Origin of the sequence: Metapseudomonas resinovorans (genome assembly GCF_002003485.1) — a bacterium.
Lineage (GTDB): Bacteria > Pseudomonadota > Gammaproteobacteria > Pseudomonadales > Pseudomonadaceae > Metapseudomonas > Metapseudomonas resinovorans_D.
On record NZ_BDMA01000094.1, the window covers coordinates 84,089 to 104,068 of the forward strand.

22 protein-coding genes are annotated in these 19,980 nt (G+C 65.1%); 13 read left to right on the plus strand and 9 right to left on the minus strand.

The genetic code is table 11. From position 1 onward, the window contains the following. Window positions 1-16: 16 nt before the first annotated feature. From MnOB_RS26570 to betC, 3 genes are all read right to left on the minus strand, one after another. Window positions 17-1,585: a SulP family inorganic anion transporter gene (locus MnOB_RS26570; RefSeq protein ID WP_077527530.1), complete on the minus strand. Its 1,569-nt coding sequence runs from the start codon at window positions 1,583-1,585 to the stop codon at window positions 17-19. A 138-nt stretch (window positions 1,586-1,723) separates the two neighbouring features. Beyond that, window positions 1,724-2,650, minus strand: coding sequence for a choline ABC transporter substrate-binding protein (choX, locus tag MnOB_RS26575; RefSeq protein ID WP_077527531.1), 927 nt, complete (start codon window positions 2,648-2,650; stop codon window positions 1,724-1,726). A 21-nt stretch (window positions 2,651-2,671) separates the two neighbouring features. Further along, window positions 2,672-4,177 (minus strand): choline-sulfatase, encoded by a 1,506-nt coding sequence (gene betC / locus MnOB_RS26580; protein WP_077527532.1) that lies wholly within the window; start codon window positions 4,175-4,177, stop codon window positions 2,672-2,674. 111 nt (window positions 4,178-4,288) lie between these two features. Here betC and MnOB_RS26585 point away from each other — a divergent pair, with 111 nt between their 5' ends. The 5 genes from MnOB_RS26585 (at window position 4,289) to MnOB_RS26605 (ending at window position 8,673) form a co-directional block, all read left to right on the plus strand. Continuing rightward, a complete protein-coding gene (locus MnOB_RS26585; RefSeq protein WP_077527533.1) occupies window positions 4,289-5,242 on the plus strand; it encodes a choline sulfate utilization transcriptional regulator in 954 nt (317 codons plus the stop codon). A 147-nt stretch (window positions 5,243-5,389) separates the two neighbouring features. After that, a complete protein-coding gene (locus MnOB_RS26590; RefSeq protein WP_077527534.1) occupies window positions 5,390-6,376 on the plus strand; it encodes a phospholipase C/P1 nuclease family protein in 987 nt (328 codons plus the stop codon). Between the two features lies 1 nt (window position 6,377). Continuing rightward, a complete protein-coding gene (locus MnOB_RS26595) occupies window positions 6,378-7,625 on the plus strand; it encodes a peptidyl-prolyl cis-trans isomerase (RefSeq protein ID WP_199824607.1) in 1,248 nt (415 codons plus the stop codon). After that, a complete protein-coding gene (locus MnOB_RS26600; protein WP_077527536.1) occupies window positions 7,622-8,230 on the plus strand; it encodes a hypothetical protein in 609 nt (202 codons plus the stop codon). The genes MnOB_RS26595 and MnOB_RS26600 overlap by 4 nt, the downstream gene beginning before the upstream one ends. Before the next feature lie 74 nt (window positions 8,231-8,304). Continuing rightward, window positions 8,305-8,673 carry a DOPA 4,5-dioxygenase family protein gene (locus tag MnOB_RS26605; protein ID WP_077527613.1) on the plus strand — a complete coding sequence of 123 codons (369 nt, stop codon included), beginning with the start codon at window positions 8,305-8,307 and terminating at the stop codon, window positions 8,671-8,673. Window positions 8,674-9,004: 331 nt separating this feature from the next. On the opposite strand, the gene trpA is transcribed toward MnOB_RS26605, so the two are convergent. Both trpA and trpB read right to left on the minus strand, forming a co-directional pair. Beyond that, window positions 9,005-9,814 (minus strand): tryptophan synthase subunit alpha, encoded by an 810-nt coding sequence (gene trpA / locus MnOB_RS26610; RefSeq protein ID WP_077527537.1) that lies wholly within the window; start codon window positions 9,812-9,814, stop codon window positions 9,005-9,007. Beyond that, window positions 9,811-11,019 (minus strand): tryptophan synthase subunit beta, encoded by a 1,209-nt coding sequence (trpB, locus tag MnOB_RS26615; RefSeq protein WP_077527538.1) that lies wholly within the window; start codon window positions 11,017-11,019, stop codon window positions 9,811-9,813. The genes trpA and trpB overlap by 4 nt, the downstream gene beginning before the upstream one ends. Before the next feature lie 107 nt (window positions 11,020-11,126). On the opposite strand from trpB, the gene MnOB_RS26620 reads away from it, so the two are divergent. The 4 genes from MnOB_RS26620 (at window position 11,127) to MnOB_RS26635 (ending at window position 13,839) form a co-directional block, all read left to right on the plus strand. Beyond that, the gene (locus MnOB_RS26620) at window positions 11,127-12,017 is read left to right on the plus strand and encodes a LysR family transcriptional regulator (RefSeq protein ID WP_077527539.1); all 891 of its coding nucleotides are present in this window, start codon (window positions 11,127-11,129) and stop codon (window positions 12,015-12,017) included. A 59-nt stretch (window positions 12,018-12,076) separates the two neighbouring features. Then, window positions 12,077-12,292 carry a dodecin gene (locus tag MnOB_RS26625; protein ID WP_077527540.1) on the plus strand — a complete coding sequence of 72 codons (216 nt, stop codon included), beginning with the start codon at window positions 12,077-12,079 and terminating at the stop codon, window positions 12,290-12,292. A gap of 154 nt (window positions 12,293-12,446) precedes the next feature. Further along, window positions 12,447-12,671, plus strand: coding sequence for a DUF1161 domain-containing protein (locus MnOB_RS26630; RefSeq protein WP_077527541.1), 225 nt, complete (start codon window positions 12,447-12,449; stop codon window positions 12,669-12,671). Between the two features lie 169 nt (window positions 12,672-12,840). Then, window positions 12,841-13,839, plus strand: coding sequence for an LLM class flavin-dependent oxidoreductase (locus MnOB_RS26635; RefSeq protein ID WP_077527542.1), 999 nt, complete (start codon window positions 12,841-12,843; stop codon window positions 13,837-13,839). Window positions 13,840-13,896: 57 nt separating this feature from the next. Here MnOB_RS26635 and MnOB_RS26640 read toward each other — a convergent pair whose 3' ends face one another. Both MnOB_RS26640 and MnOB_RS26645 read right to left on the minus strand, forming a co-directional pair. Next, window positions 13,897-14,322 carry a PA0061/PA0062 family lipoprotein gene (locus tag MnOB_RS26640; RefSeq protein ID WP_077527543.1) on the minus strand — a complete coding sequence of 142 codons (426 nt, stop codon included), beginning with the start codon at window positions 14,320-14,322 and terminating at the stop codon, window positions 13,897-13,899. 52 nt (window positions 14,323-14,374) lie between these two features. Continuing rightward, window positions 14,375-14,791 carry a PA0061/PA0062 family lipoprotein gene (locus tag MnOB_RS26645; RefSeq protein WP_077527544.1) on the minus strand — a complete coding sequence of 139 codons (417 nt, stop codon included), beginning with the start codon at window positions 14,789-14,791 and terminating at the stop codon, window positions 14,375-14,377. A 56-nt stretch (window positions 14,792-14,847) separates the two neighbouring features. Here MnOB_RS26645 and MnOB_RS26650 point away from each other — a divergent pair, with 56 nt between their 5' ends. Together MnOB_RS26650 and MnOB_RS26655 are read left to right on the plus strand one after the other, a co-directional pair. Further along, a complete protein-coding gene (locus MnOB_RS26650; protein ID WP_077527545.1) occupies window positions 14,848-15,924 on the plus strand; it encodes an aminopeptidase in 1,077 nt (358 codons plus the stop codon). 58 nt (window positions 15,925-15,982) lie between these two features. Continuing rightward, a complete protein-coding gene (locus MnOB_RS26655; protein ID WP_077527546.1) occupies window positions 15,983-16,216 on the plus strand; it encodes a DUF1161 domain-containing protein in 234 nt (77 codons plus the stop codon). A 141-nt stretch (window positions 16,217-16,357) separates the two neighbouring features. Here the strand turns inward: MnOB_RS26655 and MnOB_RS26660 are convergent, their stop codons facing one another. Both MnOB_RS26660 and MnOB_RS26665 read right to left on the minus strand, forming a co-directional pair. Further along, a complete protein-coding gene (locus MnOB_RS26660; protein WP_077527547.1) occupies window positions 16,358-17,002 on the minus strand; it encodes an HAD family hydrolase in 645 nt (214 codons plus the stop codon). A gap of 4 nt (window positions 17,003-17,006) precedes the next feature. Then, complete coding sequence (locus tag MnOB_RS26665) at window positions 17,007-17,552, minus strand: gamma carbonic anhydrase family protein (protein ID WP_077527548.1); 546 nt, start codon at window positions 17,550-17,552, stop codon at window positions 17,007-17,009. A 112-nt stretch (window positions 17,553-17,664) separates the two neighbouring features. Here MnOB_RS26665 and prlC point away from each other — a divergent pair, with 112 nt between their 5' ends. Together prlC and MnOB_RS26675 are read left to right on the plus strand one after the other, a co-directional pair. After that, on the plus strand, window positions 17,665-19,713 hold the full coding sequence (prlC, locus tag MnOB_RS26670) for an oligopeptidase A (protein ID WP_077527549.1): 2,049 nt from the start codon (window positions 17,665-17,667) through the stop codon (window positions 19,711-19,713). Further along, window positions 19,710-19,976 (plus strand): YheV family putative zinc ribbon protein, encoded by a 267-nt coding sequence (locus MnOB_RS26675; protein WP_077527550.1) that lies wholly within the window; start codon window positions 19,710-19,712, stop codon window positions 19,974-19,976. Before prlC ends, MnOB_RS26675 begins: the two co-directional genes overlap by 4 nt. Window positions 19,977-19,980 lie beyond the last annotated feature (4 nt).

The window sequence follows — 19,980 nt, forward strand, 5'->3', positions numbered from 1 at the left end:
CGAGCAGAGCTCGCTCCTACGAAATGCTCCCCTCGATCACCAGCCGGCTATCGGCACCTTCCAGCTTGCGCAGCTCCCGCTCCACTTGCGGCCGGGCGCGGCGCAGTACCAGGCTCCGCCCTTCCCCGCCCAGCCGCCGTGCTTCGTCATGGAGCATGCTCACCCCGGCGTAGTCGATGAAGTTCACATGGTGCGCATCCAGCACCAGACGCCCGGCGCGGCTGCGCTGGATCAGCTTCTGCAGATAGGGGCAGGCGCCGAAGAAGATCGAGCCCTCGATGCGCAGCACCTCCGCATCGCCTTCACGTGCTTGCAGCACCCGCGGTTGCGACGTGCGCTTGAGGTAGAAGAACAGCGACGCCAGCACCCCGGCGTAGATGGCGGTTTGCAGTTCCAGCAGCAGGGTGGCCGCACAGGTCATCGCCATCACCGCGAACTCCGCCCGGCTGACGCGCCATAGCTGGCGGACGCTGCGCCCGTCCAGCAAACCCCAGCAGATCAGCAGGATGCTCGCCGCCATGGCAGGCAGCGGGATATGGGCGATCAGTCGTGCACCCAGCAAGGCGAACAGCGCCACCCAGAGTGCGGAGAACACCCCGGCCAGGGGTGACTGTGCGCCGGCCTGGAGATTCAGAGCGGAGCGGGTGAAGGAGCCCGCCGAGAGATAGCCGGAGAACCAGGCACCGATCACGTTGGACAGGCCCTGGCCACGGGTTTCCTGGTTGGCGTCCAGCACCTGCCGCGACTGGCTGGCCAGGGCACGGGAGATGGACAGGCTGGTGACCAGACCGAGCAGGCCGCAGGCCACGGCGGACGGCAGCAGGCGCAGCACGTCCTCGGCGTCGACGCGAATCGAGGCCAGTGGCGGCAGGCCGCCATCGAAGGGGTGCACCAGCTCGACGCCGGCGAAGGTGGCCGGCATGGCCAGCACCAGCAGGCTGCCGCCGATGATGCCGATCAATAGTGCCGGCAGCCGTGGCCACAGCCTGCGCACGAGGATCGCGAGCCCAAGGGTGAAAGTCGCCACCCAAAGCGATGGCCAGTGCAGTTCGCGTACATGCCCGAGCAGTTCCAGCGCGCTCTGCCAAGCGGTGGCGCGTCCTTCCAGGTTGGCCAGCCCGAGCAGGTTGGGCACCTGGCCAAGGGCGATCACCAGCGCCGCGCCCAGGGTGAAGCCGAGTACTACTGACTGCGAGACGAAGTTGGCCAGGGAGCCGAAGCGCAGGAACCCGACCAGCCACTGGAATGCGCCAGCGAGCAGGGTCAGCAAGAGGACCAGGCTGATGTATTGCTGGCTGCCCGGCAGGGCCAAGGGGCTGACGCTGGCGAAGAGCACCACCGAGATCGCCGCCGTCGGCCCGCAGATCAGGTGCCGCGACGAACCCCAGAGGCAGGCGACGATCACCGGGACTACCGCGGCGTACAGGCCGTATTCCGCTGGCAGCCCGGCGATCAGCGCGTAGGCGATGGACTGTGGCAGGGCGAGGATGGCGCCGGTCAAACCCACCAGCGTGTCGCGGCCGAGGCTGCGGGGACGGACGGCTGGGAGCCAGGCGAGGAAGGGGAACACATCAGGCAGTTTCATCTCGGTGGCGAGGCTCTTGTAGGGGCGAATTCATTCGCCAAGGGCAGCGCAGCTGCCCCGATCAGTCGCGAATGGCAGACCTTCGGCCTGCTTGGCGAATGAATTCGCCCCTACAGGCCGGATCAGCCCCCACGCAGCTCAGAGCTTCGCCTTCACCGCCGCCAACCCATCGCCGCCGTCGCGGGTGGTCACGCCTTGCAGCCAGCCATCGATTGCCTGCGGGTTGGACTTGAGCCAGGCCTTGATGGCCGCGTCGTTGTTGCTGCTGCCGTTGAGCACCTGATCCATGATCGAGTTCTCCATCTCCTGGGTGAATTGCAGGTTGGTCAGCAACTTGCCCACGTTCGGGCACTGTGCGGCGTAACCCTTGCGCGCCAGGGTGTTCACGCTGCCGCTTTCGCCGAAGTACTTCTCGCCGCCCTTGAGGTAGGCCATGTCGTACTGCACGTTCATCGGGTGCGGTGTCCAGCCGAGGAAGACCACGAACTGCTCGCGCTTCACTGCCCGACCCACCTGCACCAGCATCGCCTGCTCGCTGGACTCCACCAGCTTCCAGTCGCCGAGACCGAATTCATCCTTGGCGATCATCTGCCGGATCGACTCGTTGGCCGGCGAGCCGGAGGCAATGCCATAGAGCTTCTTGTCGAACTTGTCGGCGAACCTGTCCAGGTCGGCGAAGGTCTTCACGCCGGCGTCGTAGGCGTAGCGCGGCACTGCCAGGGTGTACTCGGTGCCCGAGAGGTTCTGCGCCACCTTGTCGACGCTGCCGGCACTGACGAACTTGTCGTAATTGCTTTGCTGCGCCGGCATCCAGTTGCCGAGGAAGGCGTCGATCTGGCCCTTGTGCAGGCCGGCGAAGATGATCGGCACCGCAAGGGTCGGGGTTTCGGTGCGGTAGCCCAGTCCATCGAGGAGAAAACGCGCCACACCGTTGGTCACGGCGATATCGCTCCAGCCCGGATCGCCCAGCTTCACTGTCGCGCAACTGGCGTCCTCAGCCTGGACGTTGAACGCAAGGCCGGTCAGCAGGGCGCTGCCGGCAAGTACCGCATTGATCGTCTTCATGCCGTGGTTCCTCGCAAGGGGTCAGGGTTGGGGGAAGCGCGCGCGGCGTTCCAGGTCGTCCAGGTCGATGTGATTGCGCATGTACTGCTGGCTGGAGTCGACGAAGGGCTGGTGGTCCCAGCTGGCGAGCTTGCCGTGGGTCAGGGCGTCGGCCACGAAGCGGCGGCGGCGCTGGCTGGCCAGTGCGGCTTCCGCGATTACCGGGATATCCCAGCGGGCGCGGGCCTCGTCGAGGAACGCCGCAAGCAGGGCCTGGTGGTCCGGCGAGGTCGCCAGGTTTTCCAGTTCCTGCGGGTCGTTGGCCAGGTCGAACAGCAGGATGGGGTCTTCTTCTGAGTAGATGAATTTGTACGGGCCACGGCGAATCATCATCAACGGGCTGGTGGTGCCCTCGGCCATGTACTCGCCCAGCACCTCGTCGTGGCCCCTCTGCCCTTGCAGGTGCGGCAGCAGGGAGCGACCGTCGAGCGGCAGATTGCGCTCGACCACGCCACCGGCCAGCTCCACCAGGGTCGGAAGCAGGTCGACGGTGGAGACGGACTGGCTTACCCGGCGCGCCTGGAATCGCGTCGGCGCGTGGACCAGCAGCGGAACACGCGCGGCCATCTCGAACCAGTGCATCTTGTACCAGAGGCCGCGCTCGCCAAGCATGTCGCCGTGGTCGCCGGAGAACACGACGATGGTGTCCTCTTGCAGCTGGCACTCGGCCAGGGTCTTCAACAGGGTGCCGATCTGGTCGTCGACATAGCTGCAAGCACCGAAGTAGGCGCGCCGCGCATCGCGGATCTTCTGCTCGGGCAGGGGCTTGCCCCAGAGGTCGATGACCTTCAGCAAGCGCTGGCTGTGCGGGTCCTGCTCGGCGTCGGTGAAATGCACGCGGGGCAGCGGGATGTCCGCCTCGTCATAGCGGTCCCAATATTCGGCCGGGATGGTGTAGGGATCGTGCGGATGGGTCAGCGAGACCGTCAGGCAGAAGGGTTGCCCGGTGCCTTCGCGCACGTGGTCGTAGAGATACTGGCGCGCCTTGAACACCACCTCATCATCGAAGTCCAGCTGGTTGGTCCGCACGCAGGGCCCGGCCTGCAGCACCGAGGACATGTTGTGGTACCAGCTCGGACGCACGTCGGGCTCATCCCAGTTCACCGCCCAACCGTAATCTGCCGGGTAGATATCGCTGGTCAGGCGCTCCTCGTAGCCGTGCAACTGGTCCGGGCCGCAGAAGTGCATCTTGCCGGAGAGCGCCGTGCGGTAACCCAGGCGACGCAGATAGTGGGCGTAGGTCGGCACGTCGGCGGGGAAGTCGGCGGCGTTGTCGTAGGCGCCGATCTTCGACGGCAGTTGCCCGCTCACCAGGGTGAAGCGCGAGGGCGCGCAGAGCGGGCTGTTGCAGTAGGCCGAATCGAACACCACACCTTCGGCGGCGAGCCGCGACAGGTGCGGCACCTTGATGGGGGAGGCCGCGTAGAAAGGCAGCATCGGCGCGGCCATCTGGTCGGCCATGATGAAGAGGATATTGGGGCGTTTCATCGTTCGCTTATCCATACCGTCGAATTATGCGAAAGTGCGTGGAACGATGATTGCGTTCGCGGTCATCCCGGTAAAGCGCACGGCGAAACATAACTCGGATAAGCAAACGTTATGGCAGAACTACAGGCTGAGCTGTCCCTGGACCTGCTGCGGGTGTTCGAATCCGCCGCCCGCCACCTCAGCTTCACCGCCGCCGCCGTCGAGCTGGGAACGACCCAGCCCGCGGTGAGCCAGCAGATCCAGCGCCTCGAGAAGCAACTGGCGACCCGCCTGTTCGATCGCGTTTATCGCGGTATCGAACTCACCGACGCCGGTCGCCTGCTGTTCCTCCACGTGCAGGAAGGATTGCAGGCCATCAGTGCCGGGCTGGAAGCCATCGGCTCACGGCCCCAGCACGAGGTGTTGCAGGTGGCCACCGACTTCGCCTTCGCCGCTTACTGGTTGATGCCGCGCCTGCACCGCTTCCATGAGGCGAACCCGGAAATCGACGTCAGCATCGTCACCAGTGACCGCACCATGAACATGCTGCGTTCGGAAGTGGACATCGCCATCGCCTTTGGAGACGGTCGCTTCAAGCATGGGGAAGCGATGCTGTTGTTCCGTGAGGAGGTCTTTCCCATCGCCAGTCCGCGCCTGCTGGCCGGGCGCGAGCAGCCGTTGCCGGTCGCGGCCCTCGCGGAATTGCCGTTGCTGCACCTCAAGCCTGAAGTGCGCACCCGCTGGTTCGACTGGAACGCTTTGTTCCGCGAGCTTGGCATCGCCCAGCCGCCGGGTTCCGGCATGTTGCGCTTCGACAACTACACCCTGCTGATCCAGGCCGCCATCGCCGGCCAGGGCGTGGCCATCGGCTGGCGCTACCTGGTGGACGACCTGCTCGCCCAGGGCCTGTTGGTGCCCGTGCTGGAGACCCGCGTCAGCTCGGACCTGGGTTACTACCTGGTGCAGCCGGAGCGCAAGCGGCGGGCGCGGCTGATGAAATGCTTCGTCGACTGGCTGCAGCAGGAACTGGGCGACGAGGCCCGCCAGGCCCAGCTCATCAGACACCGGGAAGGCATCGCCATCTGAGACCCGGTCAGGGGGCGCGCAGGCCAAACTATCGGTTGGTTCTGCGCAGATCTGAGACGTTCGTACCGAAATCTCGCCTCATTGTCATGCAGCGGGAAAGAACCTCGGCTATCAGTTCTGGCTTCATTCATTTCATGAGCGTTGCCGATGAAAGTCTTCACCTGCCTGGCTGCCGGACTCAGCCTCTGCGCCCTTGCCGGCCAGGCCAACGCCTGGTCGCAACCGACCCACAAGAACATCGTCAAGGATGCCCTGGCCTATATGAATTCCCCCTATGCGACGGCGGAAATGCGTGAGGCCTATGAGTTCTACGTGAGCGCCGCCGGCAGTGAGGCCAAGGCTGGGGAAATCCTCGGCCAGGCCGCCTACGACGTGGATGACTTCAAGGACACCCGCCTGGGTGGCTGGTGGGTCGGCTACGAATACGCGCCGGTGTGGAACGCCGCCGCAAGTCTGGTGAACTACACCTCCTACTGGCACTTCCTCAACCTCACCCGCGACGGTGACGCCCATGGCAATGCCCATGGCGGCTACGACTATCGCTACCACAAAGTGGACGGCGGCATTGCCGACGTGGACTGGTACGCCATGGTCTATCTCTACAACCGCGAGCTGAAGCGCGGAGACTTCGACACCACCGAAGCCCACTATCGCCGGGGCACCCGTTCCAACTGGCAGGAGCATTACGGAGACTTCCAGACCGCCGCCTTCCAGCCCATCGATAACCTCGCCGGCTACTGGTTCGACCAGTTCCGCGCCGCGCCCTCGCTGCAGACCATCGGCTACGCCCTGCACGCCACCGGCGATGTGGCGCAGCCGCACCACGTGTGGGTGACCTCGGCCAACGGCCACTCCAGCTGGGAGGGCTGGGTCGACGACCATTACGCCAGCGAGAAACTCAATGACCAGGCCGCAGTGGCCAACCTCATCGGCCGCTATGACCCTAGCCGCAGCATCCGTGAGTTGCTGACCCAGACCGGGCAGGTCGCCTATGCCCATCCCGAGCCGCTGTATGACACCAGCTACGCCACGCGCCTGCGGGTGGCGAGGGAGCTGATCCCCGAGTCCATCGCGTTGACCGTCACCGTGTTGACCAAGGGGGCCGACAGCTTCAATGCGCCCGAAGGCATCTGACGTGCGCAGGGCGATCACCGGTCTGTTGCTGGGGTTGTACCTGGGGGGCGCACAGGCCATGCCGGCCGCGCCTGATTTGCGGGTCGACGGCGAGCTGCTGCCGGGCAAGAGCATCGCCCTGCTCGAACAGGTGCTCAGCCGGGTGAAGTTCAACACCGACCCGCAACAACTGCGTCGTGGGCTGCTGGAGAACCACCTGCTGGCCCGCGAGGTGGCGAGCGAGTTGAACGCCCAGAGCCGCAGCGACCTGGACGCCAGCGTCGAGATGGAAGCCGGCAACCTGCTCGAGCAGTACTACGGACGTGCCGGTCAGCAGGACCTGCGGCCCTTCCTGCGCCAGCCGCAACCGCTCAGTGCCCAGCGCCTGCGCGAGGTGCTGGTTCTCGCTTCCCGCGGGTTGGTGGAGAACAGCCTGCAGCTCAGCCCCGAGCAACAGCGCGAAGCCGCGCAGGTGGAGCTGATTAGCTGGCAGTTCCCCGGTCAGCCCGAGCAGCGCCTGGATCTGTTGTCCCTCTACCAGGGCGACAACATCCAGGGTCAGGTGGAGCTGCAACAGGGCAACCTGGAATACCTGGCGCGCCAGGTGCAGACCCGCGTGCAGCGTGACTACCTGTGGTTTCGCCTGGCTCAGGACGGCTTCACCCCGGCGGAACGCCAGGGTCTGAAAACCCTGGTGCGGGACCGCCTGGTGCGCCAGCGCTATCTGCACCAGATCGGCCTGTACAGCGACTTCCACCATGAGTCCGAAGCCCTGCGCGAACTGGCAGCCAAGGTCACCGACGCCGAGGCGCAGGCGTATTACCAGCGCAACCAGGCGCGCTACCGCAATGTCGCGGGCGTACAGGCGGCGCATATCCGCTTGCCCGACCAGGCCAGCGCCGATCGCGTGTATGCCGAACTGCAAAAGGGGCTGGCGTTCGACGAGGCGGTGCGGCGCTATTCCCTGGCGCAGGACAAGGATCGGACACCGCCGGGCGATCTCGGTCTGATCCGTCCTGAGGATGGCGAGCTGGACCTGCTGCGCAAGACGGCGCTGATCCAGAAGGCCGACACCCTGTCGCAGCCCATGCGCATCGGCGGCGTCTTCGAAATCGTCCGTGTACGCAGCCGTGAAGACCGGCAACTGCCCCTCAGCGACCGCAGCGTGCGTTATGAGGTGAACCAGGCGGTGGCGCGGGAGAAGCTGGCTGCCGAGCTCGAAGAGCGCCTGAGCCGCCTGCTTGCCAGTGCGCGGGTGGAGGGGCTGTGAAAGCCTGGCTCGGCGTGGCTGTGGCCTGCAGCACGGGCGTTGCGGCGCTGGCCTGTGCGACCGTGTTGCTGACACCGGCCCCGGAGCCGGTATCTGCGTCCAGACCCATGCCGCCGCCGACCATCGCTTCCGCGCGTCCGTTGCCTGTGGCGGCTCCTGCGCCTGCTCTGCCTGCGGAAGGTCGAGGCAGGCCTCTGGCCGTCGCCGTGCCGGAACGGGAGGCGCCGCGGTTGGACCAGGCCGAAGCTATCCAGCTCATTCAGTTGATGGCCGAGAAGGGCGACCCGCGCAGCCCGACCCTTGGTGGCCTGAAACCGCGCCAGGGTGCCACCCTCACCGAGCTGGCCGACCCGCGTCAATACGCGGCCCTGGAGGAACGCCAGACCCGCGAGCTGCTCCAGGCCTACGCCGGCGGCGTGCAGCAGATACCGGAGATTCGTGCGCGCATCGAGGCGGCGGAACAGAGTGGCGAACGCAGCGCCAGCGAACTGGACGAAGCCCGCGCCGCCCTGGAGCAGCTGGAATCTATGAAGGGCCGACTCGAAAGCGAGGCGCCGCAACTGCTCCCCGATGCAGGCAGCCAGGCCCCGGCGAAAGACGGATAGCGGCGGAAATCCTCGCGGCCCGGACATCACTTGCAGGTACCATGGGGGCCTTCGGCATTCCGGGAGGCGTGAACATGCAGGACTTCTCCACACCCCGCATCAAGGGCTTTCACGCCCACGTTTATTTCGACGCCACGACCCTTGAGCAGGCCCGTACGCTCTGCGAGGAAGCCGCACGGCGCTTTCCGCTGAAGATGGGGCGCGTACACGAGAAGCTTGTCGGCCCGCATCCCGACTGGAGCTGCCAACTGGCGTTCAAGCCCGATCTGTTCGGTGACGTGATCCCCTGGCTGGCGCTGCACCGCAATGGCCTGACGGTGCTCATCCACCCCATCACCGGCAGCGACCTGCGTGACCACCGCGACTACCCCATGTGGATGGGCGCGATGCGGCCGCTGGATCTTTCCTGCCTCGAAGATGGCGAGATCGAGTACGACCTGTGAAGCATCGACTGATCGACTATGGGTTCGAATTCATTTGAACTTGGGAAAACACGTTCTGAGTCATCGGCTCTGCCTGTGACGATTCGAATGCTCGGGCTAGCAGGATGAGGCCGATCGGGTAGGGTGCGCCGTGCGCACCGGCGGTTTGGCCTGGTGCCGAAGCTGGTCCTGAAGTCGGTGCGCACAGCGCACCCTACGGTCCAGACCGGATTAAAGAGGTCGGCATTGTGCTCGGTGGTGGATTCGCCCCAACAGGGGGGCTATGGGACGGTACGAAAAAAGCCGCTGCTCCTTCTGGGAGCAGCGGCTTTTTCATGCGCGTGGGCGTGAATCAGGCGCGGGCGCCGCGGACGCCTTCGGCGAGGGTCTTGCAGAGGCTGAGGACGCCGTTCACGGCCTGTTCCGGAGACTCGGCATTGGCGATCTGGTCCACCAGGGCGGAGCCCACCACCACGCCATCGGCCAGCTTGGCGATGCTCGCGGCGTGTTCGGCGGTACGGATACCGAAGCCGATGGCTACCGGCAGGTCGGTGTGGCGGCGCAGGCGGGTGACCGCTTCCTGTACGTGCTCCAGGGTGGCGGAGCCGGCACCGGTCACGCCGGCTACCGATACGTAGTAGACGAAGCCGGAACTGCCTTCGAGCACGACGGGCAGGCGCTTGTCGTCGGTGGTCGGGGTGGTCAGGCGGATGAAGTCGATGCCGGCGGCCTGGGCCGGGTGGCAGAGGTCTTCGTTATGTTCCGGTGGCAGGTCGACCACGATCAGGCCGTCCACGCCCGCTTCCTGGGCATCGCTGATGAAACGGTCCACGCCGTAGTAGTGGATGGGGTTGAAGTAACCCATCAGCACCAGCGGAGTGGTCTGGTTGTCAGCACGGAATTCGCGAACCATCTGCAGGGTCTTGGCCAGGTTCTGCTTGGCACCCAGCGCGCGGATGTTGGCCAGCTGGATGGACGGACCATCGGCCATCGGGTCGGTGAAGGGCATGCCCAGTTCGATGACGTCGGCACCGGCTTCAGGCAGGCCTTTGAGGATCGCCAGGGACGCGTCGTAGCTCGGGTCGCCGGCGGTGACGAAGGTCACCAGGGCGGCGCGGTTCTGTTCCTTCAGTTCGGCAAAGCGGGTCTGCAGGCGGCTCATGCTTTCTGCTCCTGTTGCATGTGGTGCATAACGGTCTGCATGTCCTTGTCGCCACGGCCGGACAGGTTCACCACCATCAGGTGGTCCTTCGGCAGCTTGGGTGCGCGTTTGAACACTTCGGCCAGGGCGTGGGAGCTTTCCAGTGCCGGGATGATGCCTTCGAGGCGGCAGCACTGGTGGAAGGCTTCCAGGGCTTCATGGTCGGTGATCGAGGTGTACTCGACGCGGCCGATGTCATGCAGCCAGGCGTGTTCCGGCCCGATGCCGGGATAATCCAGGCCGGCGGAGATGGAGTGGGCGTCGATGATCTGGCCGTCTTCATCCTGCAGCAGGAAGGTGCGGTTGCCGTGCAGCACGCCCGGTACGCCGCCGTTCAGGCTGGCGGCATGCTTGCCGGTCTCGATGCCGTGGCCGGCCGCTTCCACGCCGACGATCTTCACCGAGGTGTCATCGAGGAACGGATGGAACAGGCCCATGGCGTTGGAACCGCCGCCGATGCAGGCAACCAGCGAATCGGGCAGGCGGCCTTCCTGTTCGGCCAGTTGCTCGCGGGTTTCCTTGCCGATCACGGCCTGGAAGTCGCGGACCATGGCCGGGTAAGGGTGCGGACCGGCGACGGTGCCGATCAGGTAGAAGGTGCTGTCGACGTTGGTCACCCAGTCACGCAGGGCTTCGTTCATCGCGTCCTTCAGGGTGCCGGTGCCGGCGGTGACGGGGATCACTTCGGCGCCGAGCAGCTTCATGCGGAACACGTTGGCCTGCTGGCGATCGATGTCGGTGGTGCCCATGTAGATCACGCACTGCAGGCCGAAACGGGCAGCCACGGTGGCGGTGGCCACGCCGTGCATGCCGGCGCCGGTCTCAGCGATGATGCGCTTCTTGCCCATGCGCCGGGCCAGGAGGATCTGGCCGATGCAGTTGTTGATCTTGTGCGCGCCGGTGTGGTTCAGCTCTTCGCGCTTGAGGTAGATCTTCGCGCCGCCGAAGTGCTCGGTCAGGCGTTCGGCGAAGTACAGAGGGCTCGGGCGGCCGACGTAGTCGCGCTGGAAGTAGGCCAGCTCTTTCTGGAATTCCGGATCATCCTTGGCCTTCTCGTATTCGCGGGCCAGGTCGTGGATCAGCGGCATCAGGGTCTCGGCGACATACTGGCCGCCGAAGGCGCCGAACAGGCCCTTGGCGTCCGGGCCGTTGCGCAATGAAGTCATGGTGGAACTCCTGGGAGTGGTATCCGATGCCGGCCATTCTACCGCTGGCTGGCCGGGGGAAAAGCGATTAGATTGCTTTCATCTGTCAGCAAAACTCACAGGTAGTCATGAGCCGAGACCTCCCTCCCTTGAATGCCCTGCGGGCCTTCGAAGCGGCTGCCCGCCTGCAGAGCATCAGCCGTGCGGCCGAGGAACTGCACGTAACCCACGGTGCGGTGAGCCGCCAGGTGCGGCTGCTCGAGGAAGAACTGGGCGTTGCGTTGTTCAGCAAGGACGGTCGAGGCGTAAAACTCACGGATGCCGGGCAGCGCCTGCGGGATGCCACAGGCGAAGCCTTCGAACGCCTGCGTAGCGTCTGCGTCGACGTCGCCCGCCGCGCCGAAGACGCACCCTTCGTACTCGGCTGCCCAGGCAGCCTGCTGGCGCGCTGGTTCATTCCCAGGCTGGACCGGCTTAACCGCGAGCTCCCCGAACTGCGCCTGCAGCTCTCGGCCAGCGAAGGCGAACTGGACCCGCGCCGGCCGGGTGTCGACGCCACCCTGTGCTTCGCCGAGCCCCCCTGGCCGGCGGACATGCGGGTGTTCGAACTGGCGGCGGAGTCCATCGGTCCGGTGCTGAGCCCACGCTATGCCGGTCACGAGGTACTTGCCGGAGCCACACCAGCGGCGCTGCTCAACGAGGCCGTGCTGCACACGGTCTCGCGGCCCCAGGCCTGGCCACAATGGGCGTCGGCCCAGGGGCTGGACGCGGGACGTCTGCGTCATGGCCAGGGCTTCGAGCACCTTTACTACCTGCTGGAAGCCGCAGTGGCCGGCCTCGGCGTGGCCATCGCCCCACAGCAACTGGTCGCCGACGAACTCGTTTCGGGCCGGCTGGTGGCGCCCTGGGGCTTCGTCGAAACCCCGGCGCGCCTGGCGCTCTGGGTGCCGGCACGGCAACTGGATCGTCGTGCCGAGCGGCTGGCCCTGTGGTTGCGTGAGGAGTTGGCGGGCCGATAGCGGCAATCTTGGCTAGCCTTGCTGGGGAACCCACTCGTGCCCGGCACAGGAGATACACCATGTCTGATCACCGTACCTACAAGAAGATCGAGATAGTCGGCTCCTCACGCACCAGCATCGACGACGCGATCACCAATGCCGTCGGCGAAGCGTCGAGGACGATCCGCAACATGGACTGGTTCGAAGTCGTGGACACCCGTGGGCATATCGAGAACGGCAAGGTGGCGCACTTCCAGGTGACCCTGAAAATCGGTTTCCGCATCAGCGACAGCTAAGGTCCGCACGCTCCCTGGGCGGGGACAGCGAGGTGACGCACAATTTCCTGCAGGCGATTTCGGTTAGGCTCTCGCCGTCCGCCCCTGGCCTTTGGAACCGGCGGGGGCGGATGGCTCGTGCGAGCCCATCATTCATTACGAGGGAGCGTTATCCATGAAGAAACTGCTGTTGGGCCTTGGCCTGTTCACTCTGGCCGGCTCGGCCTTTGCCGCCGTGAAACCCTGCGAGGAGCTCAAGGCCGAAATCGACGCGAAGTTGAAGACCAAGGGCGTTGCCTCCTACAGCCTGGAAATCGTCGACAAGGGCGCCGCCGCAGGCAAGCAGGTGGTGGGTACCTGCGACGGTGGCAGCAAGGAGATCGTCTACCAGCGCAATTGATTGCCCCGCATTGCCCGGGCCGGCGACCCCTGCCGGTCCATTCCTTACCTTCTGGTGCCCTGGTTACCGAAAAGTGCCTTCTAGCGGCCGTGGACGCCAATCCCTAGAGTAAGACCTACTGATTCACTCGGATAAGGCCTCGCGCCTGTCCCCTGCCAAGGTCTTGCCCATGTCTGCCCTTACCAACCTGCCCCTCTCCGTTCTCGATCTGGCGCCTGTCCGTGATCACGGCGGCGCTACCCAGGCCTTGCACAACTCCCTGGAGTTGGCGCGCCACGTCGAGCGCCTGGGTTTCTCGCGTTTCTGGGTGGCCGAGCACCACAACATGGATGGCATCGCCAGTTCGGCCACCGCCGTGCTGCTCGCCTATCTCGCGGGTGGCACTTCGCACATTCGCCTGGGCTCCGGCGGCATCATGCTGCCCAACCACGCGCCGCTGGTGGTCGCCGAGCAGTTCGGCACCCTCGCCAGTCTCTATCCGGGCCGCATCGAACTGGGCCTTGGACGTGCTCCGGGGGCTGACCATCTCACCGCCCGCGCCTTGCGCCGCGACCGTCTCGGCGACGCCGACGATTTCCCACGGGACGTCGAGGAACTGGAGACCCTCCTCGGCCCGCGCCAACCGGACCAGAAGGTGATCGCCATGCCGGGGGTGGATACCAATGTGCCCATCTGGCTGCTTGGCTCCAGCCTGTTCAGCGCCCAGCTCGCGGGCCAGAAAGGCCTGCCCTATGCCTTCGCCTCGCATTTCGCGCCGCGCTACATGCACGAGGCGATTCGCGTCTATCGCAACCACTTCCGCCCTTCGGCGGTACTCGACAAGCCTTACGTGATGCTGGGTGTGCCGCTGGTGGCGGCGCCTACCGACGAAGAGGCGGAGTTCCTCGCGACCACCGTGTACCAACGGGTACTCGCCCTGATGCGTGGCGAAAGCCTGGTGCTGCGTCCGCCGGTGGAGACCATGGCCGGTCGCTGGTTGCCCCATGAGAAGGAAGCCGTGGGCAGCTTCCTGGCCCTGGCCATGGTGGGCGGGCCGGAGAAGATTCGCGCGCGGATGCAGGTCCTGCTGGACCAGACCGACGCCGATGAACTGATCTTCACCTGCGACCTGTACCAGCACGAGCATCGGCTGCGAGCGTTCGACATCCTGGCCAGCCTGCGGGATTGAAGCCGGTGGGCGAAGCCGCTGATGACGCGGCTTCGCCAGGGCGAATCGCCTTTCTGCCTAGAAGGGACCGCAGCGCGGGAATATCTTGTGGCGCGCCAGCACAGTGCGGTTTGCGTCGTAGAGCCAGGCCATCGGCTGGTTGGCGGCGTGGCGGGCTTCCACCCGGTAGCGTTTGCCCGCTTCGAAGCCGTCGTAATGCAGCTCCATGTAGCAAGTGATGCGGGAGGGTTCGGCGTTCATGCCGAATCCGCCACCTGCGCCTCCCACCTCGAACTGGTAACGCAGCTCCAGCTCATGCCTGCCGGGCATCACCTGGTAGTAGCGGCCGTCGTTCCAGCGCTTGTCGTCGAGGCGGTTGGCCATGAGGGTGTCGCTTGGATCGGTAACGATGTCGATCCAGGCGAATCGTGGATCGGGCTCGGGCAGCTTGCTGGCGCAGGCGGTGAGGCTGGCCAGCAGCATCAGGGCCAACAGCGTGCGCATGGCGAGGCTCCTTGTGGGATGAGGCGTTCAGCATAACCCCATGTCGGAGTTTTCAGACATCGCCGCAGCGACTTTCCTTGGCCTTGGCGACCTCCCGGCTCTGCCCGTCATACAGCCGTGCCCAGGGGCGGAAGCCGATGCCACCGGCCGCGAGCTGGTAGCGCTCACCGGCGGCGAAATCGCTGTAGGCCAGCTTCAGCAAGCAGGTGCGTCGGTAGCCGGAGCTGCCCTGACCGATGTCCTTGCCGCCCACCTCGAACTCCAGGCGTACCTCCAGTTCGTGCCGGCCTGGGGAAACCTGGAAGTAGCGCTGGTCAGCGAGGGTTTCGTTATCCACCCGGTTTGCCTGGATGTGCTGGCCTTCCTGCTTTTGCAAGGAAATCCAGGCCTGGTTCGGATCGTGGCTGGGCAGGAGCATGGCGCAGCCGCCAAGGCTGAACAGCGGCAGGAAAAGTAGCAGAGGGCGCATGGAAGGCTCCAACAGGCCAGTAGTGGTGGGTGGCTCCGATGCGCTAGTGTCGCGGCATGCCGACCACCCTTCTTATCGAACTGCTTGACCGCATTCGCTGCCCCTGGGTTCCCCTGTTGGGCATCTTGCTGCTGAGCGGTTGTTCCAGCCTCGACTACTACAGCCAACTGGCGCGTGGGCAGATGGCGCTGCTGTATGCCCGGCAACCGGTGCAGGCGCTGATCGATGACACCTCGCAATCGCAGGAACTGCGCCAGCGCCTGACCCTGACCCAGGAAGCACGGACGTTCGCCAGTGGTTCGCTGGGGCTGCCGGACAACGGCAGCTACCGCGTCTATGCCGATATCCAGCGGCCCTATGTGGTCTGGAACCTGTTCGCCACGACGGAGTTCTCGCTGCAACCCGAGACCCACTGCTTCCCCGTCGCCGGCTGCGTCGCCTATCGCGGTTACTACCAGCTGGGGCGCGCCCGTGGCGCCGCGGCGTTGCTCAGGCAGCAGGGGCTGGATACCTGGGTGGGCGGCGTGGAGGCTTATTCCACCCTCGGCTGGTTCGACGACCCGCTGCTCAACACCATGTTGCGCTGGGGTGACGACCGTCTCGCCGCGCTGATCTTCCACGAGCTGGCGCACCAGCAGCTCTATATCCCGGGGGATACCGCGTTCAACGAGTCCTTCGCCAGCTTCGTCGAGCGCGAAGGCTTGAATCAGTGGCGTGCCAGTCGCGGTCTTTCGATCAAGCCCGATGACGCATCCGACCGCCGCGACGCTCTCACCCGCCTGGTGCTGGAGACCCGCGAGCGCCTGGAGCACCTCTACGCCAGCGGCCTGCCGCCGGAGCGTATGCGTGTGGCCAAAATGGAGGAGTTCGAGCGCATGCGCCGTGACTACCGAGCCATGCGCGATCGGGACTGGGGCGGCTACAACCGCTATGACGCGTGGATGGAGGGCCCAATGAACAATGCCAAGTTGCTGCCCTTCGGCCTCTACGACCAATGGGTGCCGGCTTTCGCCGACCTGTTCCTCGAAGTGGGCAAAAGCTGGCCGGCGTTCTACCAGCGTGCGCGCGAACTGGGTGACCTGCCGCTGGAAGAACGCACACAAGCACTGGAAAGGCTGATGGCAAACCGCTAGAACTTGCCTGGCTGGCCGTCAGTCCAACGGTCAGGACATCAAGGAAATGGAGTAGGCGATGAATCGAATTGCTGTAGTCCTGATGCTGAGCGCATTGGCGGGCACCGCCCTGGCGGCACCCAAGCCCTGCGAAGAACTGAAGCAGGAAATCGAAGTGAAGATCCAGGCGGCCGGGGTGACGACCTATACCCTTGAAATCGTCCCCAACGCCGAAGTGAAGGACCAGAACATGGTGGTCGGAACCTGCGAGAACGGCACCAAGAAGATCATCTATCAGCGCAATGGGGGCTGAGCCGGCACTGGGCTTGTCCTGTAGGGGCGAATTCATTCGCCAAGCAGGCCGAAGGTCTGCCCTGCTGGTTTACTGGGGGGCGCTGCGCGCCCCATGGCGAATGAATTCGCCCCTACAAGTGATCATTCGCCCCCTGCTCTTTCAACCAAACGCCCGACTCAGCTCATCCAGGCTGGCGAAGTAATAGGCCGGTGCTTCCCCCATCAACTCCTCGCGGCTGCCGAAGCCATAGCCAACCCCAGCGCCATGCAGGCCATTGCGGCTGGCGCCGATCAGGTCGTGCTTGCGGTCACCGATCATCAGCGTGTCGGCGCGTTCCAGCCCTTCCTCTTCCAGCAGGTGTGCGATCAGCTCCACCTTGTTGGTGCGGGTGCCATCCAGCTCGCTGCCGTAGATGTGCTTGAAGTGCCGGTCGAAGCCGAAATGCCGGGCGATCTCGCGGGCGAACACGGTCGGCTTGCTGGTGGCGATGAACAGTGTGCGGCCCTGTTCACGCAGGCGTCCGAGCAGCGCATCGATGCCGTCGAACACGCGGTTCTCGTAGAGTCCGGTGGCCTTGAAGCGGTCGCGATAGTGGTTCACCGCGTCCCAGGCGCGCGCCTCGGTCAGGCTGTAGGTCTGCATGAAGCACTGCAGCAGCGGCGGCCCGATGAAGTGCTCCAGGTTCGCCAGGTCCGGTTCGTGGATATCGAGCTTGGCCAGCGCGTATTGCACCGAACGGGTGATGCCCTCGCGCGGATCGGTGAGGGTGCCGTCGAGGTCGAAGAGGATGTTCTGGTAGTGCATCGAGTCAGACCCCGTAGCCTTCGGCGATGTGCAGGTCCTTCAGCTTCACGTAGTTCGCCGCGCTGTAGGTGAAGAAGGCCTTTTCCTTGTCGCTGAGCGGGCGAGCCTGTTTCACTGGGCTGCCGACATAGAGATAGCCGCTCTCCAGGCGCTTGCCGGGCGGCACCAGGCTGCCGGCGCCGAGCACCACGTCGTCCTCGATTACCGCGCCGTCCATGACGATGCTGCCCATGCCGATCAGTACCCGGCTGCCGACCTTGCATCCGTGCAGCAACGCCTTGTGGCCGATGGTCACGTCGTCGCCGATTTCCAGCGGATAGCCGTCCGGGTTGAAGGGGCCGGCGTGGGTGATGTGCAGCACGCTGCCATCCTGCACGCTGGTGCGCGCGCCGATGCGGATGCGGTGCATGTCGCCGCGAATGGTCACCAGGGGCCAGACTGAACTGTCGTCACCGAGGTGCACGTCGCCGATGACCACGGCGGAGGCGTCGACGAAGGCCCGCTCGCCGAGCTGCGGGGTGATGCCCTGATAGGTTCTGATCGGGTTCATAGCATTTCCTGAGGCTGCGTCAGCCGGCGATTGTAATTAAGATGGCTCCCATCCGGGTTATGTCTCGTCTCCGTAGCCAGCCCGCGTCCCTTCCCGAATACAGGTGAATGCCGTGACCCTGAGCAATCCCCTCCTGCAGGACTTCGACCTGCCGCCCTACTCCACCATTCGTCCGGAACATGTCGAGCCGGCCGTCGACCAGATCCTCGCCGACAACCGTGCCGCCATCGCCGACCTGCTGGCGCGCCAGGATGGCACCCCCACCTGGAAAGGCCTGGTGCTGGCGCTGGACGAACTGGGCGAACGCCTGGGGCGAGCCTGGAGCCCGGTCAGCCACTTGAATGCCGTGTGCAACAACGCCGAGTTGCGCAATGCCTATGAAGCCTGTCTGCCCAAACTCTCCGAGTACTGGACCGAGATCGGCCAGAACCGTGCACTGTTCGAGGCTTACGAGGCGCTGGCCGCGAGCCCGGACGCCGCAGGCTACGAGGTGGCGCAGAAGACCATCCTCGATCACGCCCTGCGCGATTTCCGCCTGTCCGGCATCGACCTGCCGGCGGACAAGCAACAGCGCTACGGCGAAATCCAGATGAAGCTGTCCGAGCTGGGCAGCCGCTTCTCCAACCAGTTGCTGGACGCTACCCAGGCCTGGACCAAAGAGGTTCATGACGAATCGGCCCTGGCCGGCCTCACCGACTCGGCGAAGGCGCAGATGAAGCAGGCTGCCGAGGCCAAGGGTCTGGACGGCTGGCTGATCACCCTGGAATTCCCCAGCTATTACGCGGTGATGACCTACGCCAACGATCGCGCCCTGCGCGAAGAGGTCTACACCGCCTACAGCACCCGCGCCTCTGACCAGGGCCCGAATGCCGGGCAGAACGACAACGGTCCGGTCATGGCCGAGATCCTCGACCTGCGCCAGGAACTCGCCCACCTGCTCGGCTTCGCCCACTTCAGCGACCTGAGCCTGGCCACCAAGATGGCCGAGTCCACCCCGCAGGTACTGGGCTTCCTCCGCGACCTGGCCAAGCGCAGCAAAGCTTTCGCCGCCAAGGACCTCGACGAGCTCAAGGCCTTCGCCGCCGAGCGCGGCGTGGCGGACCTGCAGAGCTGGGATGTCGGCTATTTCAGCGAAAAACTGCGCGAGCAGCGCTACAGCATTTCCCAGGAAATCCTGCGCGCCTATTTCCCCATCGATAAAGTGCTGTCGGGCCTGTTCGCCATCGTGCAGAAGCTCTACGGCATCGAGATCCGCGAGCTGTCCGGCTTCGACACCTGGCATCCGGACGTGCGCCTGTTCGAGATCAGCGAGAACGGCCAGCACGTCGGCCGCTTCTTCTTCGATCTCTATGCCCGCGCCAACAAGCGCGGCGGTGCCTGGATGGACGGTGCTCGCGACAAGCGTCGCAACGTCGGCGGCGAGTTGATCGCACCGGTGGCCAATCTGGTCTGCAATTTCACCCCGGCGGTGGGCGACAAGCCGGCGCTGCTAACCCACGACGAAGTCACCACGCTCTTCCACGAGTTCGGTCACGGCCTGCACCACCTGCTGACCCGCGTCGAGCATGCCGGCGCGTCCGGCATCAACGGCGTGGCCTGGGACGCGGTGGAGCTGCCCAGCCAGTTCATGGAGAACTGGTGCTGGGAACCGGAAGGCCTGGCGCTGATCTCCGGTCACTACCAGTCCGGCGAGCCGCTGCCCCAGGACCTGCTGGACAAGATGCTCGCGGCGAAGAACTTCCAGTCCGGCCTGATGATGGTGCGCCAGCTGGAGTTCTCCCTGTTCGACTTCGAGCTGCATGCCATCCACGGCGACGGCCGCAGTGTTCTCGACGTGCTGGAAGCGATCCGCTCCGAAGTGGCGGTCATGCGTCCGCCGGCGTTCAATCGTTTCGCCAACAGCTTCGCGCACATCTTCGCGGGCGGTTATGCGGCCGGTTACTACAGCTACAAATGGGCGGAAGTGCTGTCCGCCGACGCCTTCTCGCGCTTCGAGGAAGAAGGCGTGCTCAACCCGGCCACCGGTCGCGCTTTCCGCGAGGCCATCCTGGCCCGTGGTGGCTCCCAGGAGCCCATGGTGCTGTTCGTCGACTTCCGTGGTCGCGAGCCGTCCATCGACGCCCTGCTGCGCCATAGCGGTCTGTCGGAGGATGCGGCATGACAACGACGCCGAAACGTTTCATCGCCGGTGCCGTGTGCCCGGCGTGCAGCGAAATGGACAAGATCCAGATGTGGGACGAAGACGGCGTGCCGCACCGCCAGTGCGTGGCCTGCGGCTATGCGGACACCCTCAATGCCCAGGGCCAGTCGGTGCCCAAGGAGCTCGGTACCCGAGTCAATCAACCCAAGCCCAAGGCGGCCGATCCCAAGGTGCAGGGGGTGCAGTTCTTCCCCAATCCGAAGCTGAAGAAACCCAGCGAGTGATCTG